The sequence below is a fragment of the uncultured Roseibium sp. genome (assembly GCF_947499295.1).
Classification (GTDB): Bacteria; Pseudomonadota; Alphaproteobacteria; order Rhizobiales; family Stappiaceae; genus Roseibium.
The window spans coordinates 1-19,399 of sequence record NZ_CANMNP010000017.1 but is presented as its reverse complement, the minus strand read 5'-3'; the positions used below and the strand labels follow the sequence as shown (position 1 = coordinate 19,399).

Annotated in this window: 19 protein-coding genes; 3 read left to right on the top strand and 16 right to left on the bottom strand. The window is 55.8% G+C overall.

From position 1 onward, the window contains the following. Positions 1-76 precede the first annotated feature (76 nt). A complete protein-coding gene (locus Q0835_RS22655; RefSeq protein WP_298822321.1) occupies positions 77-1,516 on the top strand; it encodes a serine protease in 1,440 nt (479 codons plus the stop codon). Positions 1,517-1,582: 66 nt separating this feature from the next. On the opposite strand, the gene ugpC is transcribed toward Q0835_RS22655, so the two are convergent. The 8 genes from ugpC to Q0835_RS22615 all read right to left on the bottom strand — a co-directional run bounded on the left by ugpC (position 1,583) and on the right by Q0835_RS22615 (position 11,153). Further along, positions 1,583-2,641, bottom strand: a complete 1,059-nt coding sequence (gene ugpC / locus Q0835_RS22650; RefSeq protein ID WP_298822323.1) for a sn-glycerol-3-phosphate ABC transporter ATP-binding protein UgpC — start codon at positions 2,639-2,641, stop codon at positions 1,583-1,585. 18 nt (positions 2,642-2,659) lie between these two features. After that, positions 2,660-3,949: a hypothetical protein gene (locus tag Q0835_RS22645; RefSeq protein WP_298822324.1), complete on the bottom strand. Its 1,290-nt coding sequence runs from the start codon at positions 3,947-3,949 to the stop codon at positions 2,660-2,662. 44 nt (positions 3,950-3,993) lie between these two features. Then, positions 3,994-5,226: a carbohydrate ABC transporter permease gene (locus Q0835_RS22640; RefSeq protein ID WP_298964528.1), complete on the bottom strand. Its 1,233-nt coding sequence runs from the start codon at positions 5,224-5,226 to the stop codon at positions 3,994-3,996. Continuing rightward, the gene (locus tag Q0835_RS22635; RefSeq protein WP_298964525.1) at positions 5,223-6,527 is read right to left on the bottom strand and encodes a sugar ABC transporter permease; all 1,305 of its coding nucleotides are present in this window, start codon (positions 6,525-6,527) and stop codon (positions 5,223-5,225) included. Before Q0835_RS22635 ends, Q0835_RS22640 begins: the two co-directional genes overlap by 4 nt. 186 nt (positions 6,528-6,713) lie before the next feature. Next, entirely contained in the window at positions 6,714-8,063 is a 1,350-nt protein-coding gene (locus tag Q0835_RS22630; protein ID WP_298964523.1) for an extracellular solute-binding protein, read from the bottom strand. 2 nt (positions 8,064-8,065) lie between these two features. After that, positions 8,066-9,172: a substrate-binding domain-containing protein gene (locus Q0835_RS22625; protein WP_298822329.1), complete on the bottom strand. Its 1,107-nt coding sequence runs from the start codon at positions 9,170-9,172 to the stop codon at positions 8,066-8,068. Positions 9,173-9,527: 355 nt separating this feature from the next. Continuing rightward, positions 9,528-9,938 (bottom strand): D-ribose pyranase, encoded by a 411-nt coding sequence (gene rbsD / locus Q0835_RS22620; protein ID WP_298964520.1) that lies wholly within the window; start codon positions 9,936-9,938, stop codon positions 9,528-9,530. A 33-nt stretch (positions 9,939-9,971) separates the two neighbouring features. Next, positions 9,972-11,153 (bottom strand): GAK system CofD-like protein, encoded by a 1,182-nt coding sequence (locus Q0835_RS22615; protein ID WP_298964518.1) that lies wholly within the window; start codon positions 11,151-11,153, stop codon positions 9,972-9,974. 299 nt (positions 11,154-11,452) lie between these two features. On the opposite strand from Q0835_RS22615, the gene Q0835_RS22610 reads away from it, so the two are divergent. Next, a complete protein-coding gene (locus Q0835_RS22610) occupies positions 11,453-11,842 on the top strand; it encodes a DUF427 domain-containing protein (protein ID WP_298964516.1) in 390 nt (129 codons plus the stop codon). Between the two features lie 26 nt (positions 11,843-11,868). Here Q0835_RS22610 and Q0835_RS22605 read toward each other — a convergent pair whose 3' ends face one another. From Q0835_RS22605 to Q0835_RS22575, 7 genes are all read right to left on the bottom strand, one after another. Next, positions 11,869-12,306, bottom strand: a complete 438-nt coding sequence (locus tag Q0835_RS22605; RefSeq protein WP_298822334.1) for an SRPBCC domain-containing protein — start codon at positions 12,304-12,306, stop codon at positions 11,869-11,871. Then, positions 12,299-12,646 (bottom strand): metalloregulator ArsR/SmtB family transcription factor, encoded by a 348-nt coding sequence (locus tag Q0835_RS22600; RefSeq protein ID WP_298964513.1) that lies wholly within the window; start codon positions 12,644-12,646, stop codon positions 12,299-12,301. Before Q0835_RS22600 ends, Q0835_RS22605 begins: the two co-directional genes overlap by 8 nt. Positions 12,647-12,729: 83 nt before the next feature. Beyond that, entirely contained in the window at positions 12,730-13,101 is a 372-nt protein-coding gene (locus Q0835_RS22595) for a phosphate acetyltransferase (protein WP_298964512.1), read from the bottom strand. After that, positions 13,098-13,487, bottom strand: a complete 390-nt coding sequence (locus Q0835_RS22590; protein WP_298964508.1) for a MaoC/PaaZ C-terminal domain-containing protein — start codon at positions 13,485-13,487, stop codon at positions 13,098-13,100. Before Q0835_RS22590 ends, Q0835_RS22595 begins: the two co-directional genes overlap by 4 nt. 5 nt (positions 13,488-13,492) lie before the next feature. Then, positions 13,493-15,034 (bottom strand): AMP-binding protein, encoded by a 1,542-nt coding sequence (locus Q0835_RS22585; RefSeq protein WP_298964504.1) that lies wholly within the window; start codon positions 15,032-15,034, stop codon positions 13,493-13,495. Positions 15,035-15,077: 43 nt separating this feature from the next. Then, positions 15,078-15,866, bottom strand: coding sequence for an enoyl-CoA hydratase/isomerase family protein (locus tag Q0835_RS22580; protein WP_298964503.1), 789 nt, complete (start codon positions 15,864-15,866; stop codon positions 15,078-15,080). Then, positions 15,863-16,489: a TetR/AcrR family transcriptional regulator gene (locus tag Q0835_RS22575; protein ID WP_298964501.1), complete on the bottom strand. Its 627-nt coding sequence runs from the start codon at positions 16,487-16,489 to the stop codon at positions 15,863-15,865. Before Q0835_RS22575 ends, Q0835_RS22580 begins: the two co-directional genes overlap by 4 nt. 362 nt (positions 16,490-16,851) lie before the next feature. Between Q0835_RS22575 and hemA the strand changes: the two genes are divergently transcribed. After that, positions 16,852-18,069, top strand: a complete 1,218-nt coding sequence (gene hemA / locus Q0835_RS22570) for a 5-aminolevulinate synthase (protein ID WP_298822343.1) — start codon at positions 16,852-16,854, stop codon at positions 18,067-18,069. A gap of 80 nt (positions 18,070-18,149) precedes the next feature. Here hemA and Q0835_RS22565 read toward each other — a convergent pair. Next, positions 18,150-19,399 (bottom strand): hypothetical protein (locus Q0835_RS22565; protein WP_298964497.1); only part of this gene is annotated, 1,250 nt, incomplete at its 5' end.

Below are 19,399 nucleotides of genomic sequence, written 5' to 3'. Positions count from 1 at the left end.
GAGCGCCTGGCGCCTGTTCCAATGTCACGGGTTTTGATAAAGTCTGTTCAGCGACCATTGGGCCGGGAGCTGCATGATGCGTGCATTGATCTGTGCAATTGCCTTTCTCGTTTTATCTATCGGCAACGTACAGGCCGACTATGATCAGTCGAAAGACTGGTTTAATTCCCTCAGTCGAAACGAGCGCATTCGCCTGCAGTTCCTGTTGGTTTTTACTGGAGACTACGCGGCCATTGTCGACGGTGCCTTTGGCCCCAAGACCTATGGCGCGCTTATGGAATTTCAAAGAAACCGGGAATTTCGCCGGGACGGGGTCCTGGACACCGAGGAACTACAAATTCTTCACCGGGATGGACTGGATCTGGTCAAACGCGTCGGCTTCAGAACCCGGAACGATCCGACCGCTGGTATCACACTCGGCATTCCCGCCAGTTTGTTCGGGCCTCCCAAGAAATCCGAGCGCGGTCACCTCTGGCGCGCTTTTGACGACAGCATCGAATTGGAGACGCTGCGCGTTGACGGTCAAAAATCCGACTATGAAGCCCTCTATCGGCGCCTGACCTCGACAGACGATGGCAGGGAGATTGAAAGCAAGCAGTTCCGCAATGACTTCTTTGTCGTGTCGGGCACCCAAAACGGGCGCGACTTTTACCTACGCATGATGAGAACCGGTGCGGACAGCCGCGGCTTCTCGCTTTTCTGGCAGCCCAAACATGCGGTGTTCATGGATCGGGTCGCCGTTGCAATGTCCAATAGCCTGACTTTCTACGACCGCTCGGCGACTGGCCGGATGGATGCGGTGACTTCAGCTCCTGCCATTGACAACGCACCGGATGCCGAAAAACGGTTGGGTGAACTGGCAGCTGGAAACAAAACTGCGACAACAGGCGAAACCGGTTCGTCGACCGGTTCGGGCTTTTTTATCTCGCCCGATGGGCACGTGGGAACAAATGCCCATGTCGTCGGCAACTGCGACAATCTTGAGGTCGCAGGATACGGCGCAGCAGCAATGGTTGCTTCCGACACGACCAATGACCTTGCAATCATTCAGCTCGACAGCAAAAAAGCCGACCACTTTGCTCAGTTCCGGGCCAGGCAGCCTATCGTTCGTGGCGAGGAGGTGTTTGTTCTGGGGTATCCGTTCGCGCAGATCCTGGACAACAATTTGAACTTCACCTACGGCATCGTCTCTTCGCTTGCCGGTGTTCAGGGCGACATCCGCCACTTCATGGTGTCCGCGCCCGTACAGCCGGGGAACTCCGGCGGACCGGTTCTCGATCGGACGGGATCCGTCATCGGAACCGTGCTCTCACGGCTAGACAAGTTGAAGACTCTCAGGGTCGCAGGCGACCTTCCGGAAAATATCAATTTCGCCATTCGCGGCCGCTTGATGGCCGAGTTCATGGAAAACCTTGGCCTTGCGCCGTCTTACAACACCATGACCAGCATCATGACCCCGACCGCAATAGACCAGGAAGCTGCCCGCTACACGGTTCAGATCCTGTGCAGGAACTGAAACTCCGGCTCTACCGACAGCCTCAATCCTCAAGCAGTGTCACAGGCCTCGCCGAAGCTGATCGAGTTAACGAACAGCCTGATCCTTGTTGTCGAAAAAATGCATCCGGCTCTCATCGAAACGAAGGCCGACACGGGAGCCTTCTTCCACCTGATCGCTTCCACTGATCCGCACCAGAACAGTCTCAAGCCCGTCAAGCGCCACATAGAGGAAGGTGTCGGCACCGAGATATTCAGCAACTTCAACCGTACCTGTGCAGTGCCCTTCATCGGTCGCAACGATGCTCATATGTTCCGGGCGGATGCCAAGTTTGACAGGTCTCTGGGGCTTGCCCTGATGCGGGTAGTGTCCCCCTCCGTGGCCTTGAAGCGAGAACTGATCTCCTTCGACTGAACATGGCAGCACATTCATTTTCGGCGAGCCGATAAACTGGGCCACGAACAGATTGTCCGGGCGTTCATAAAGTTCGCGCGGCGAACCCACCTGTTCGATACGTCCGGCTTGCAAAACAACGATCTTGTCCGCCAGCGTCATGGCTTCGACCTGATCATGCGTCACATAGATCATCGTGGTGCCGAGGCTCTTGTGAAGCCTTGCGACCTCGAAACGCATTTCGACCCGCAGTGCTGCGTCAAGGTTGGAGAGCGGTTCATCAAAGAGGAACGCGCTCGGTTCACGCACGATGGCACGGCCAATGGCAACGCGCTGACGCTGGCCACCGGAAAGCGCCTTTGGCCGGCGATCAAGATATTCGTCGAGCTTGAGCACATCGGCCGCAGCATTGACCTTTTTATCGATTTCGTCCTTGGGCAGTCCTGCCGTTTTCAGACCGAAACCGACGTTCTCCCGCACCGACATATGCGGATAGAGCGCATAGGACTGGAACACCATGGACAGGCCACGGCCGGACGGAGGCAGCGCAGTGACGTCCTTGCCGTCAATCTCTATGTCTCCCCGGCTGGTTTCCTCCAGTCCGGAGATCAACCGCAGCAATGTCGATTTACCGCAGCCGGACGGACCGACAAAAATCACGAATTCACCGTCCTGGATATCCAGATCGATACCCTTGATGACCTGAAGACTGCCGAACCACTTTTCGACCTTGTTGAGCTGGATCGCTCCCATGACATTAAACCCCGCTCGTTAAGCTGCCTGTTTTTGGTGTGAGGGCGACGCCCAGGTAAGCCAGATGGCCGCCGTCCATGAGAAGGTCCCTCCTCCGGCACCGGCACCGTTTTCCGGGCTGAAATACTCGGCAAAACCGCCTGTCGCGATCAGGTCGGCAGTGTCCTGACGCAACCTGCCGGCGCGCTCACTGTCACCTGCCTCCGCAAACCCTCTTGCGATCATGTAGTTGATCATGGCCCAGACCGGGCCGCGCCAATATCGCAACGGCTCATAGGTCCTGTGGTCGGGATCGTAGGATGGCATCAGATAGCGGACTTTCGAGGCGATACGATCGAAATGGCCCTGAAGCGACGTCAACGTCGCTTGATCCGCAAGGCCCGCGTACGGAGCAAGGAAGGACGCACTGGAAATGCCGTCGGTTTGCCGTCCGGTTCGTTCGTTGAGGGCCACATGAGCCTTCAGTTCTTCGTTCCAGAGCGTTTTGGCTCCAGCTTCCATCTTGAGAATCCAGCCCCGGATCTCTTCAGCGTCGGCATCCAAACCGAGTCTTTCCGCCAGGATCAGGAGATCACGGTTGGCACGCAGGAAAATAAAGGTCACGCCGGGATCTGCCACAAAGAAGGGACAGGTTTCGGCAACTTTCTGAGGGTCCCATCCCACATTCCGGCAGGCCGCCATGATGCTCAGGTAGCGATCATAGTCTTCCTTGTGCGGACGCATCGCCGGATCCACGTGGGATGTGTCCTTGCGCTCGTAAGGTCCAATATCCTTGACCTCGACCGCACGCAACGCTTCGTCCCAATCCGGCAGGTTGTCACGGCCCGACTCCCAGGGATGGATGACCGCGAGAACGCCGAGGTTCTTGGGATCCCGATAAGCAAGATACCAGCGATGCCAGTTCATCAGTTGCGGCATCAGCTTTGCTGCCCGTTCGAGAGCCTTGCCTGAGCCATCCGCATCAACCAGATCTTTGATCACGGTCGCGGCGACCGGCGGCTGAGAGTGCCCGGAACTCGGGATCGGTCCGCCGTCGGTTCCCCAGACAGATGGACCGGGGAAGTAACTCGGATCGTCCTTTCGGAACAGGATGTGCGGAACCATGCCGTCACGCCATTGTCCCTCGAACAGCATTTCGATTTCGCGCCAAGCGCGGCTTTGATCGAAAGTGGCAAAGCCCAGCGCAACAAAGACGGAGTCCCAGTTCCATTGATAGGGGTAGAGCCCCTTGGTCGGGATTGTATAACCGCCCTGATCATTCTCAATCAGGATAGTCCGGGCAGCTTTGTCTAGATCTGCGTTTGACACAGGTAACTCCTATGGGCCTCTCACGAGCCCTTTTGAATATTCCACTAACCCTTCACACTGCCGGCCGTAAGGCCCTGCACGAGGAAGCGTTCGAACCAGAGGAAGATAAACAGAACCGGCACGGTCGCGATAACAGCGCCCGCCATCAGGTGTTGGCGTGGCACCTCTGACGAATTCAGAGAGACCACCCCACGAGACAGGGTGAAGATGTCCGGATCATCCAGGAACATGAATGCAAAGAGGAATTCATTCCAGGCAATCATGAAGACGTAGAGCGACACGGACGCCAACGCCGGCAATGAAAGCGGCAGGGTGATTTTCAGGATCACGCCAATCCGCGAAAGACCATCCATGAGACCGGCTTCTTCAAGTTCGGACGGCAACCCGCGAAAGTAACCCTGCAGCATATATAGTGCGACCGGGATGGTTGTTGCCGGATAGACGATCAGAAGTCCGGTCAACGTGTTGCGAAGACCAAGCTGCGAAAAGACTGCATAGAGCGGGATCACGAGAACGATCGCCGGGACCATGTATATGAGCAGCACGGATCGCGCGAGGAATGCCTGGCCCGGGAACCGGAGCCTTGAGACCGCATACGCCCCAGGCACGGAGAAAGCGAGGGTCAGAACCACCGTCGCAATCGACACGAAGGTCGACACCAGCAAGTAACGGCCAAAGTTGAACTCTGTGAACAGTTCCACATAGGAGCGGAACAGACCGTAAAGACCTTGCGAAAAGTCGATGGACAGATCGAGCGGATTGGCGAGCAAGGTCTGCTGACTTTTCAGAGACGTCATCACCATCACATAAAACGGCAGAGCGACGACGATGGTGAATAGCACGAAGCCGATACCCTTGGCGATGCATATGTAGACAACCTCACGCTCGTAGCGGGTCATCGCACCGAGGGATGCGCCGGAGAGCGACAAATGGTTGGCACTGGTGACACCAAAGATGAAGGCGATCAGTGCAAGACCCTGCCACACGGGCTCCTTGTTGAGCGGAAGCCCGAAGGGCGCCGCAAAAGTCGCAGCCATCAGCACAAGAAAGAGAACCGAAGCGGACAGCGCCCAGGCCGGAAGACCACCAGCTGCCGTTGAAGACTGCCGCCACACAAAGATGAGTGAACTCAACGACCCGGCAACAGCAGCGGCGGTTGCCTGTGGCAGAGCCACTTCGCCGGTGATCAGCGTCAGTGTCACACCGATCACCACCATTGCGGTCACGCCCCAGATCAGGCCTGTAATGGCCGTGAGCAATACACTTCCCGGTCTCATAGGCCTTCCTCCTTCGGTGAGAAGCGGATGAACAAGGTGGCAAAGGTGACAAGCACCACAAAGACGACCACCGCAACGGCAGCACCTGCCCCGAGATTGGAGAGCGCGAAACCTTGTTCATAGACATCGACCGTCAAAGTCCGCGTACCCGCGTTGCCGCCGGTCAGCAGGAAAATGTCGTCGAACTTGTTGAACGTCCAAATGAAACGCAGCAGGAACAGGACGGACAAAATGCCCATCAGTTGCGGCAAAGAAAGGTACCAGAACTGCTGCAGTGGTGTGGCGCCATCCATCTCGGCGGCTTCATACATGTCCGTATTGATCGACTGCATGCGCGCAAGAATGAACAGGAACGACAGTGGAAAATACCGCCAGGCCTCGAATGCGATCACGGTTGTCAGAGCCAGCGGGAACTCCATCTGGATGCCGAATATCGAGTATTCGATCGCGCGCTGGCCGAAGAAATTGATCGGGTCGGAGACAACGCCCATCTTCGTTAGAAGCGCGTTGACGGTCCCCGAGAATGGGTCGAACAGCACCACCCATGTAAAGGCAACGGCGATCACTGGTGAAACATACGGAAAGAGAAACAGGCCGCGCATGAAACCGCGCCCGACAAACACCGTATTGAGCAATTGTGCTGCGAAGAGACCAAGCACAAGCGCACCGCCAGTGCCGAAAATCGTGTAGTAGAACGTCACCCGGAGAACCGACCAGAATTCATCGGCGCTGAAAATTCTTTGGAAGTTTTCGAACGTGAAATCGAAATTGGTGAGCACGTTGTTGGCGTCACCGGATACTTCAGGCTCGCTCGCACGCTCCGGACGATTGGCTGACAGGAAAGCCTCGGTGACCGTTCCCTCTAGGCGAAGCCGTTCGCTCCAGCCAGGTTCAACCGTGCCAATGGTGCAAGTCAAAGCACGCCCATCGAGTGCGCAAACATCCGGCACGACAGCGACATTGAACCCGGCCGGCACCTGATCCTTCACGACAACATTCCGGATTTCCTCGGTCCGGGACGAATTCCGGAGCCTGTATTCCAGCGTTGCTTCGTCACCGTCTGCCGCGGGGCGACCGCGGACACGCTCGTTGACGAGGACGGTCGGGGGCCTCAGATCGGCAAGCTGGACAGGTTTCACACTTATCCAGAAATTGGCCAGAAGAGGACCGGCAACAATCATCAGGATGATGGCAAAAGTCGGTGCCAACATCAGATAGGCCAGCCACATTTCGCGGCGCTGCATGGGTCCGATCACTTTTGGGGGACCTGAAGAAACAGACTGTTGGTCAGTTGCGCTCATCGTTCCAGCTCAGCTTTCGGCTATGCGTGCGTCCCGCAGGACGCAGGCGTCCGGGCAGATCTCCTCCGGCCCTCCCGCACACAGTCGTGCGGGAGGTGGGAGGTGGACCGGGCAATCCAGGACGGCAATGTCCGGTCCCATGCGGTTGTCGATGGGGCCCCGCCACCAGGCGTGGCGGGTGTTCAGTTACTGGACTTTCGCCAGTTCTTCATTGAGTTTGGCAACCGTTGCGGCCGCGTCGCGCTCATCGTCGATATACTCGCGCACCAGACGGTTGATCACCTGGCTGTTGATGATCTTGGATGCAAGCGACAGCTGGCCTTCCGTGACACCCCAACGGCTGGCGGTGTCCAGACCCGAGACGATTGTTTGGATTGTTTCTGCGTCATACAGATCGGTCAGGGGCGCCTTGCGATCGACACCAACAGGCAATTTGGACCAGCCATCGACGAAAGCCGTTGCGTTGTCCTTGTTACCGCGGCGAACCGGGAACTTGCCTTCCGGTGCAATCGACAGTGTCGACATGTAGCCATCGTCCATGGAGAACTCGATGAACTGCATCGCAGCTTCCGTGTCGGCATCGTTGGTGATGCCGAAGTAGCGGACATCGCCCCACGCTGCGCCGTCCGGATTGGACGGACCGCTCAACGTGGTCACGATACCGGTCTTCGATGCCAACTCACTGGAGGTCGGGTCATCGGTGATGGTCGGCGGCGCGCTGTCGCGAAGACCGGCCAGTTCATCCAGGATGAATGGAGACCAGATGATCATCGCTGCTTTGCCGGCAAAATACAGTTCGCGCGACTGCTTCCAGAACAAATCGCCTGGGGGCGAGGCCTTCGCGATCGCCTTGTAGAAATCAAGCGCTTCAATGGTCTTCTTCTCATCAAGCGGCTTGAAGCCTTCGTTGTTCACCGGATTGACGCCATTTGCCAGAAGCACATGCTCCAGCACCTGGCTCATGAAGTTCTCATCAATCTTGGTCGCGGCAACGAACGCAAACATTTCCGGCGGATTGTGCAGCTTCTCAACGGCTGCCAGAATGCTCTCGTAGCTGTCGGGAGCTGCAAGGCCATTCGCGTCGAAGAGGTCCTTGCGGTAGACCACCATCTGGGTCCAGCCATCGACCGGAACAGATGCGATCCCGCCATCGACGGCTGCCATGGCAACAGCGCCTGGTGCAAAGGTATCCTTACCGAGCGTTTCAACCACTTCGGTGGCAGCTTCCGTGTCCAGAATACCGGCTTCCGCCCAGGGAAGAGCATATTGCAGCGTGTGATAGATCACGTCCGGCAAATCGCCTGCAGCAAAGGCAGCTGTTGCGCGGGTACCCAGTTCGGATTCCGAAACCGGAATGACATCGACTTCAATACCCGTTTTTTCCTTGAAGGCAGCCGCCAGCTCTTCCTGCTTGGCCAGTCTTTCCGGCTGCTCTTCCGTCGTCCAGAAACGCAGAGTGTCAGCCTGGGCCGTTGTCAACCCGAGTGCGAGCACACCCGCGATGGTCGAGGCCAGGAATTTAGTCCTCCCAAACATTCTCATTCTCCCTTGTTGCCAGAATATGGCTGGTCTTTCAGCCGTTCCCGGAGCGCTGTCGCCAACGCTGCCGGTGTCTTTGCCGGCGCACCATCAGAGGCGCGTCGGATCAGGTCTGCCTTGGACAGCTCCTGCAAACTTGTCGGTGACTTCCCGTCCAGAATATCGGTGAGCATCCGCGCGACACGGCCACCCGCTTCCTGCGCACTCTGGGAAAAGGTTGTGAGTGGCGGGTCGAGATACTCGCCGACGGGCAATCCGTCATAGCCGATGACCGTGACATCCGCACCGGCTTTCAATCCGATCTTGCGACAGTATTGAACGGCACCTATGGCCAGAGCGTCGGTTGCGCACAGCAAGGCTGTTGGAGGCTGGTCCAGCGCCAACAATTCTTCTGCACCTAGGATCCCGCCCTTTTCGCTGACTGTCTGAATGGTTTCGAGATCAGGATCATGTTTGACACCCAGGTCTTTCAGTCCCTGACGGTATCCTTCTCTGCGCTGGCGCGCGAAATTCAGTTCCAATGTGCCGCCGACCAGCCCGATGCGTTCGTGACCGAGGCTGTAGATATGACGAACGCCCTCGGCGAACGCCGCCTCGTTGTCGATATCGTACCAGGCGTATCCGGACGGATTTGCCGTGCGCCCGTGGGCAACGAACGGAAAGTTGCGCTCCTGCAGATAGGCAATACGTGGATCATTGACTTCGGTCCGCGTGACGATGAAACCATCCACCTTGCGGCGTGCAATCAACCGCTCGAGCGACTCGATCATGTGCTCGCGCGAATGCGCGGTGGTCACAAGAAGGTCCAGGTCCAGCTCATCCAATGCGCGGGCGATGCCGTCGATGAATTCAGACAGGAATGGATCGGCACCATTGCCATGTCCGACCGGGATGATAATCCCGAGCGTATCCTGACGACCGCGCTTCAGGTTTCTCGCGGTTGCGGAAGGTTGATAGCCAAGGTCCTTGACCGCCTTCAAAATGCGCTTGCGGGTCTCGTCGGAAATGTCTGTGTAGTTGTTGAGAACGCGCGAAACAGTTCCCTTGGCGACGCCGACATGGCGTGCCACATCATCAATTGTGACGGAACCGCGTAACCGCGACATGCTTCCTCCCGCTGGACATTGGAATGTCCTGATTGTTTTTAGCGCAAATCGAAGATCTGGCTTCAATTCCGCCTTTCTTAACAAAAAGTGTTACAAAACCGATTTTGTAAGTCAACAAAATCGGTTTTGGTGCTCCGCAGAATCTTTTTCGCATAGCGGGAAGGTGCTGTCTTTACAACAAAACCTTGCGCCGATGTGTTTTGTGGAAGCTGCCTCCATTTCCGAAACAATGACATCCGGAAACGGGATTGCAGGCTGCAGGAGGAAAAAAAGACAGCCGTTCGACCCCTAGCAACAACTGCCGGTGTTGAAACGCCAACAACGGCAAGATCGAAAAAACAATCCGGGAATTGGTTTAAAACGGAACCCCGGAAACGAGAATGACGTTTGCATAAGGCGTACACTCGCCTGTTCTCACAACAGCCCGTGCCTTAGCGGATCTCAATTTCAGATCCTCGTGGGAGATTTTCAACTGCGCGATCGGTTTGCCGGTATCCGCCTCCCAGTGCGCCAGCCTCACCTCAATTTCCGTGCCTAGCTCGGACGATGTTTCATCGGCAAACACTGCCTGCTCGATAATAAGTTCGCGGGACAAGGCCTCAAGAACATCGAAGAAACCTGGAATGCCCGGAGTAACAGCAAGGTCAATAACCTCTACACCGGCAGGCACTGGCAAGCCGGCATCGGCAACCACGATCTCGTCCAGATGCCCGAGCGAGGCAACAAGCTGACTTAAGTGACGGTTTAGCAGCGGTGTACGTTTCATGTTGTTTTTCCAGCAGATTTCTTTTTTGTCCGATCAGGTCAACGAGACCAGGGCTTCACACAGCGGTTCAGGATCATAATAGGGAGCGGACTGAGTGCTGACGAGATCCAGTTTCAAAACCGTGATCCCGCGAGCGCTGATTTCATGCGTTTCGTCGTCGGAAATCGTTTGATCGACGACAACGAAGTTGATCAGTTTGTGGGTTGGACAATCAGGTCCAACGTCCCGGTGCAGATAGTTCAGCAAGGTGTGTACCTTGTCGGACAGGTTCATGTTTCCCGTTTCCGGATCCAGTCCGAGACTTGGAACATAGACCTTGGGGACGGTCCGTTCGGCAACCGCCCGACCGACACCTTCCGGCAACAGGTTTGCAATCAGACTGGTGTAGAAGCTGCCGGGCGCGTAGCAGATGAGATCCGCTGTCTGTACCAGCTTCCGATTTCGTTTCGGAAACGCTGTCACGGCGGGGTCCCGTCCAGCCAGCGTCTTGTTGAGGAAAAGATCCTTGATCGGTGATGTGAGCGGCGGATGTTCCTTGGCGGTCAGCAAATGCTGTCCGATGACCTCGTGGCCATTGGCAAGTTCAGCGCCCAAATGCAGATTGTCATCAGAAACTGCCCGCACAGTTCCCAGAACACCGACAAGCTTGGAGACGAGAAAGATAATCGGCTCCAATTGCTGGTTCTGGTTCAGGTAGCCGCCGGCAAGGATCAAGTTGCCGATACTGGCACCGCGCAGATCAAAGCCTTGCGGGCAAGCCGCGCGGAACATGCCAAGCTGGTTTTGTATGAGCGTTCGCATCGGTTGTTCGATGGCTGTTACCAACGGGTGTGTGCCCGCAATCATGGCATCGAGTTCGCCTTTCAGATCGTCTCTTTGAGCCGATTTGGAATATCGATGCGTGAACAGCCGAAACACTTCCGGGTGACCGAGAACGGTCTCGTCCGCCAGCGCCATCAAACGGCTTCTCAAGTCTCCTATCGCGGGCATATTGAAAGCCACCCTGAGCCCCTGAGAACTTCCTCCACTGTCAAACGGCGTCACCAGGTGAATGGAATTGTGGGTGTATTTCTTGAGCCTTTGAGACAGGCCATTAAGAGCGGATCCTCCGCTGAAAAACAGAACACGGGGCCCAAGTTTCGGATTGGAGGAAAATCGCTCGATCCGGAACGGGTCCGGCATCCGCACCGCACGGGTAATGGTTATTTCCGACACTTCCAACCCTTTCTAAGCGGAAGCCGGTCGCATTTTGCGCCGGTTGATAATCCTCGTTGCACAGAAGTGGTTACAGATTGGACAACCCCGCGATGACATATCTGAACGGACACTATAGGCGTTTCGAATACCGGCCAAAAGATGCCTTTTCCGCTCAGAGAATTTCGGGTGTCCAACCGAGGTTTTACACGCTGGCCCCGGCAGTCTGCAAAAGGGGTGTTCACGGCAATGTCAGAAAATTGTTTTTGCGCTCTTGTGTGCCGATACTCACCTAGTTCTCAGGAAACAAGGAGATCCAGATGACTGCACATCAATCCGCGGCATTCGCCAATGCAGCTCGCAACCCGAGCAATCCTGAGCACCTGATGGTGATCAAGGCCGTGCCCCGCCGTATCCGCATTTACAAGGACGATACTCTGCTTGCCGATACCTCTGCCGCTCTGCGCGTCCTGGAAATTGGCAAGGCCTTCTACGACCCCGTGGTTTATGTACCTGAGGCCGATCTAAAATCTGAATTCGATCCAGTTGAGAAATCCACGCATTGCCCGATCAAAGGTGACGCGAGTTATGCTGCACTCAACGGCGAGGAAATCGGCTGGGTCTATAAGTCGCCGATAGACATGGCCAGCCAGTTGAAGTCACATTATGCGTTCTGGCCGGCCAAAGTTCGCCTGGTGGAAGGGGATTGATTTCCGAATACCCCGACCGCTCCCGCCTATCCGGCACCGGCTCCTGAAAGACTGAGATCCAGTGTTTCCAGTATTTTACCCCAACCCGCATGATGATTGTCACGGCTTTCCTCAGACGGAAATTTCACGTGCGTAAGCGTTAGCTCCGTTCCGTCTGCGACTTCCTGGAAGTCGAGCGTCACCGTGCTGCCGGCAATTGAAAAGGGACTGTCCCAAGTAAACACAAGACGGCTATGACGGCTGATTTCCTTGTAGATCCCCCGATGCGGGATCTCCTGGTCATCTGCCTGCATGATGATCTCGAATTCACCGCCAACCCGAGGGTCGGCCGTTGCCTTTGGCACACTCATGTTCGTTCCGGGGATCATGAACTTCGCAAGCATGTCCGGATCCAGCCACGCCTCGAAAACCCGGGCAGCCGGAGCTGAAAACCTGCGGGATACAACAACTGTCAATTCACTCATCATCCGTCTCCCCGGAAAGGGCCTGGTCCAATGCGTCGAGACGTTGGGTCCAGATGGACCTCAATTCCTGAAACCAGTGATCGATTTCGCTGACCGGTTCCATGACCGGTTCAATCAGGTGCTCGCGCCATTCGGTTCGTCGGCCTACGAGCCCGGCTGCTTCCAGGATCTTTATGTGTTTCGACACAGCGTTCAGGCTGACATCGAAATGCTTGGCGAGATCCGTGACCCGTGTCGGCCCATGCTGCACAAGCAGCGTGAGCAGCTCCCGGCGCTTTGGATCGCTCACCGCCTTCAAAATGACAGTGAGTTTCTGGTCGTCAAGCCGTTGTTCAACCATATGGTTGAATTACTCCCTATAGCAATTCCCGTCAACCCTGAAGTAGATCATTCAGAGCCAGTTGGTCCATTGAACTCTTGGTCTCAGGATTTGCCGACATCCTCGACATAGACAAGTGCGCGGCCCTGGCAAATACGTGTACCGCTGGAACTGACGCAGACGGTTTCCAGATCGACCAAATGCTTTTCGGGGCGCAGCTTCGTGATCGTGACAGATGCCGTCAGCGCTTCACCGACCGGGGCAGGCGAGAGAAATTCCAGACTTTGCTTGAGATAATTTGTGCCGCGCCCCGGCAATTCGACCCCGAGCAAATAGGAAAAAAGCCCTCCGATCAACGGGCCTGGAACCGAGTTGGGCACATTGGCCGCGTCCCCTGAAAGCGCGGCGAACTCGAGCATATCCTGCTGCGAATAAGTCCGCGTCAATTCAGCCCTTTGTCCTTGTTGAAAAGTCATGACGGGTCTCCCAGCTGGCAGGAACCTGAAAGTGTAACCGCGCCATCTGTGCTTCGCCTCACTTCAATCAGCACCTCCCCGTTGCCCTCCGGGTTTTCACTGAAGACAAAGGCCAGTTCTTCATCGGCATAGGACGGATTGGGAAACATCAGCGTTTGCATCTGATGGTCCCGCCCCGGATAGAGTGCCTGGAGATGCGCAAAGACGCGCGAATAGAGCAACATTCCATGGGACACGGTCCGGCCGAACCGGGTTCGAGCGGAGAACTCCGGATCGACATGTATGGGATTGTCGTCACCTGAAAGCTTTGCAAATGCGTCAAAGTCGGCCTGCCGGGGTACCCACTTAAATGTTGCCTTGATGGCTGCTTCGGTTGCGCGGTCCATCGGTTCTAAGCGTCCTCCGGTGTCTTTCTTGTCGCAAATTGGTCTTTGAGGAGGTTCTTTCGCACCTTTCCAGCAGCTGTTCTGGGAAGATCATCAACGACTGCAAATGATTTCGGAATCTTGTAGGGAGCCAAATACTCCCGGCACCAAGCGGGGAGTGATGCAGTTTCGATTTTCCGGTTCGGCCGCGCGATCACGAAGGCCGCCCCCACTTCACCCCACGTCTCGTCCGGGAGACCGACAACGACGGCCTCAAGAATGTCGGGATGACCGACCAGTACTTTTTCCACCTCGGCCGGATAAACATTTTCTCCGCCGGAAATGTACATGTCCTTGATCCGGTCGACGATGAAGTAATAGCCGTCCTCGTCCCGTCGACCCACATCACCTGACTTCAGCCACCCGTCGACTGTAAAGGCACCGGCCGTGGCATCGGGGTTGTCCATATAGCCGGGAGTGATATTCGGGCCCCTGAACTGGATTTCCCCTTCTCCAGGCCCTTCAAGAACACCGCCCTCGCCGTCCACAAGCCGCACGTCGGTCAGGATCTGCGGTTTGCCGACCGAACCGATTTTCTTTGAAGCATGGCTCCGGTCCATGAGAAAAACTGTCGGTCCGGTTTCGGTCATCCCCATGCCATTGCAGATGGTTACGCCGCGCTTTTGAAAATCGGTCAGGAGGTGCTTGGGAACTGGCGCGCCGCCACAGCCCAGGGAGCGCACACCGGAAAAGTCGGTTCGCCCAATCACCGACGACAGGGCCAGGGCCTGATAAATTGCTGGAACGCCGAAGAAACTGGTCACTGCGCCTGCATCAATCAAGCCGAGCACGGTATCAGGATCGAATTTTCGAAGGACCGTCGACGACCCGCCATTCAGGTAGATCGGCAAAGTTGGCAGGTTGATGCCGGCCGTATGAAACAGCGGCAAAAAATTGACGCCTTTTTCTCCAACACTGAGGCCCGTTGCCTGCGCATAGTTGATCATGTTGGCGTAGGCCATGCCCGCGGTTTGAATAACCGCCTTGGGCAGACCTGTCGTTCCCGAGGTAAAAAGCAGATACCACGGTGCGCTGGCTTTCATCCGGCCACACCCGATTGCTGCCGGGCTTATTGCGTTCAGCACCTGGTCGAGCTCGCTCGAACCCCCATCCGCAGCACCCAGCATGAGAACAGGAAGGCCGGCGCCTTTGGCCAGCTCGATTGCAGGATCTGCGCAGGAACGGTCGTGAAACAAAATCTTCGCCTGGGACGCCGCTAGAACCGGTCGCAATTCTGCAACCGGCTGGCGCCAATTCAGCGGCACCAACACAATTCCGGTCTTCTGGGCAGCAAAAAGTAATATGAAGAAATCCGGGTGGTTGAGGCACAGCACAGCCACGCGGTCACCTTTGGACAGACCACGCTCCAAAAGCAGGTTTCCCAATCGGGTTGCCCGGCTGTTCACTTCACAGAAAGTGTAGCTAAGCCCGCTCTCATGATCGATGAAGGCAACATGGTCGGGCGTCAACTCTGCCCGCTTTGCCGCCATATCGGTTAAAAACTCCATGTGTCCTCCCAACACCTGGTGCTTCGAAGAATTTTCAAAATTTTCATGCCCGTTTGCGTGTGAAGTCCAGCATGCCGTCAACCGTCTCGGGAAGGGCGACCAACTCAAGGAAGCGGTCTTTTTCCTGGTCAAGGCGTTGACGGACCGTTTCGCGCCGCGCTTCATCCCAGACACCCCGACGCGTCGCAAGATGCGTTCGGGATGATCCTTCGCTGAGATCATTCACCCATTTGCTGATCTGCGCTTCCAACTCTGAAAGCGGACACACAGCGGACACAAGACCCATCCTGAGCGCTTCGGCTGCGCTAATCCGTTCATTGCGATACTGGATCTCAAGCGCTCTGCCGGTTCCAATGCGGTCCGGCAGGAGCGCGGTCCAGCCGCCATCCGGTCCGAAGCCAACCTTGGAATAGTAAGGTTGCAAAAAAGCGTGTTCGGCCATCGCAACAAGGTCCGCCGCCAGCATCAAACCAACCGATCCGCCGGTGACAGGACCGTTGAGCGCAGCCAAAACCGGTGCCGGAAAGTCGATCAGATCCAGAATGATACCGTGCAAGCCGCTGACCAGCTCTTGTGCATAGTCCTTGAGGTCTTGCAGGGAGGCTCGGTGATCCAGAAATCCGGCGATATCGCCACCCGTTGAAAAACTGCTGCCCTTTGCAGTGACCACAAGCGCTCGCGGCTTTTGTTGAGCCGCGTCCGCAAGCGCGCTTTTCAGGTCCGAGATGAGATTTGGGACAAGCGAATTATGACGATCGGGCCGATTGAGCCAGATCCAGACAACACCGTCCCGGTTTTCGATCGCGGCAAACCTGTGCACCGTCGGTGTCACGGCCTGATACCGCGTTCAATCAAACTATATGCAGTCTCTACGATGTCAGGAATCGGCTTGTCTGACTTGAACACAACAAGCTGCTCGCCCAGCGACTTTGCAATGCCCATCAAAGCCCAGGCGCGGGTATCCGCGTCGCCCTCAGATATTTGCCCGGCCGCCTCCGCAGCAACCAAGCCGGATTTGTAACCGGCGGCAAATGTCTCGTAATACTCCTGATAGGCATCCGGATCGACGAACAGTGCCTCTTGAACAATCCGATAGAGATCCGGATGAGCCTGGACGAATTCCAGAAAGGCCTTCAGACCTGCCCGCTCTGCATCGAGACGGTTCTCATATCCCTGGGTCGCCTCGGCGATCTCGTGCCGCACCAGCCGCCCCATCTCAAGCACAAGCTCGGAAAAGACCTGCTCTTTCGTGGTAAAATAGATGTAGAATGTTCCCTGGGCGACCCCTGCCTCACTGGTAATGTGCCCAATGGACGCGTCGTTGTAGCCTTTGGAACCGATCACACGCTCTGCAGCTGCCAGAATCGCTCTTCGCGTCGCTTCACCACGGGCGGTCTTGGGCAGATTTCCCTGCACCTTTTGCGGCACTTCCGCAACTCCGGCCGATTTTCGCACCAGGTTTTCCTCCCAAAAGCATGAAACATGAATCAGTATTCATGTTTATTCTGTGAAAGCAAGCAGCTTGTTGGAATTTCCCAGTTTACCGCGCAACGAAGATCTTGCCTGTGACCGGTGTCTCACATAAATCTGGCGGACATGCGTTAGTTTTTTGGCTAGGACGGATAGACGCATGTCTGTGATTTGACCTTGATCAAGGCTAATTGTCTGGTAATGCGGTTTTGAATAGATAGACGTTACTTGGTAGTCTGAGATCTACAGGGATGATCTTGGTCAAAACTGACCCGCCCATGGACGCATTATCGGGGCGGAAGAAAAAAGAGGCGCTGGAGAATTTCCAGTGAAGAGAGGGCCGAAGGATGGACGTAAACGCGTATCTCGAGGAACGCCTGGGCAAGCTGCATGACAACGGTAATTACCGAGTGTTTGCAGATCTGGAACGCATGGCAGGCAATTTCCCACGCGCGAAACGTTACCGTGAGGACGGCTCGGTACAGGACGTGACCGTCTGGTGCTCCAACGACTATCTCGGCATGGGCCAGCACGACAAGGTTGTCGGTGCCATGCAGGAGGTGATCTCCAAATGCGGCGCAGGTGCCGGTGGCACCCGGAACATTTCGGGCACCAACCACTATCATGTGCTCTTGGAAAACGAACTGGCTGACCTTCATGGCAAGGAAGGCGCCCTGATCTTTACCTCCGGATATGTTTCCAACTGGGCCGCACTCGGCACCCTGGCGTCGCAAGTTCCGGGCATGATAGTTTATTCCGACTCGCTGAACCATGCCTCCATGATCGAAGGCATCCGGCACGCACGCTGCGAAAAGCGGATCTTCAAACACAATGACTACGAAGATCTTGAGCGCCTGATGGCAGCAGACGATCCGGACGCACCGAAGATGGTGGCGTTTGAAAGTGTCTACTCGATGGATGGCGACATCGCCCCCATCAAGGAGATTTGTGACGTCGCCGACAAGTTCGGCGCTCTCACATATCTCGATGAGGTGCATGCTGTCGGCATGTATGGGCCGCGCGGTGGCGGTGTCGCCGAGCGCGAAGGGCTGATGGACCGCCTGACGATCATCGAAGGCACCCTCGGCAAGGCCTTTGGCGTGATGGGAGGCTACATCACTGGTTCCAAGACAGTTGTCGACTTCATTCGCTCCTTCGCATCCGGGTTCATTTTTACGACGGCACTTCCGCCTGCATTGGCTGCAGGCGCGACAACCTCGATCCGTCACCTGAAGGACAGCCAGCTTGAACGTGCAGCTCACAAGCAAAGAGTTGCGCAGGTTCGTGCCGCCCTCGACAAGCGCGGCATCCCGCACATGGAAAACCCCAGCCATATCGTTCCGGTGATGGTGGGAGACGCCAAGAAGTGCAAATGGATCTCCGATATTCTGCTGGAGACCTACGGCATCTATGTACAGCCGATCAACTATCCGACTGTCCCCGTTGGCACCGAACGCCTGCGCTTCACACCGACCCCGCTGCACACGGCCGCCGACATTGAGCATCTGGCCGATTCGATCAACGATCTCTGGTCGCAATGCGCCTTGGCCCGGGCCGTCGCCTAAGCCAGACGAAGTATAGGTTTCAAGACCCGCTCTCCATTGGAGGGCGGGTTTTCTTATGGTTGATTGCAAACAACGGTTCCTTATTGAACGCAATCAAAGGTTTTGTTGTGAAACGAATCCTGCAATCGGGCGGCTGAACTTGAGCCTAGCCGCGCAGTTGCTATCCGCAGAACTTCTCCGTTTTTATCGACACAGACAAAACTCTCGCCTTCGTGCGGTGCCTCGGATCCTCTTGAAGCACGGGTCTCAAAATGGAACAACCAGAGTTCTTTCGCTGGGAAAATCGTCCAATTCCTGCTGGTTATGAATAGCTCTGAGTTGTCGCTCGCATAGCTGGCTGCCACTCGGCAGAAAATTCGACCGTGTGAATGACATCGAGCGCGATCCTCATCCAAATTGTCTAAGGTCAGATCGAACTCTTCCAATAACAACTCTGCTACTGCTCCGCTTGCTGCCGAAGAGATGCTTTCAAATTCTTCCACATTACTCTTAAGCTCACCCTTTCCACGAACACTTATGTAGTCGCCATGCGGAAGCCTCAGCCCAAGTGGTGTAACCACTGGTTCAGCAGTGCAAGCCTCGACGACACCAGAAAAAAGCAAAGGGATTTCTTTCGTCAGGCAATAGTACCCACCACCCAAATTGCTCAACTCATTGCTGTTCGAAAGGGCCACTTGCAAAAGATCGCCAGAATTTGGGAGCTCGAACAATTCCCAGATGAAACGAACCGCCTTATCGTTGAGATCTTCTTTGAGGCGGCTCATGTCGATGTCGCCCGTCAAATCAAACGGCCGAGATGTCGCCGACTGCTGCAATTTTTTGTTTTGTGACTTGGTAGGCCGCCCGACTACTAGACCATCGTTGTCGCGATAGAACTGCGCATGTATTTGGAAGCGACCGGCCGAAAAATGTTTACATTTGATAGGCACATCATACGGCGCCCACCAGGTGAAGAGACCACTCCAATATAATGTATTTGCTTTGTCGCGAACAACTGGCAGTGTAACCGGAGTTAGCGCGCCATAGCAGCCTGGAACGGTGTATCCTCGTTCCTTGTAGTCATCTGGCATGACCGGTAACAACCAAAGAGCAACGCTGGCTCCAATCGGCGCCAGCTCATTGTAAACATGAATTTTGATTTCTTCGCCAATCGCAAAGCTGTCTGCCTCCAGCTCTATCCGAATATCTCCTTCAGGTTTCGCACTCACTTCCTCCGCACCCGCACTTCTGTCAGGGAACAAAAGAATCGTGCAGACTAAACCACTACCGGCTGATGCCGGTAGGATTATCGATGTGCTTCTCAAGGTACTGAAGTACGACATCTTCAGTG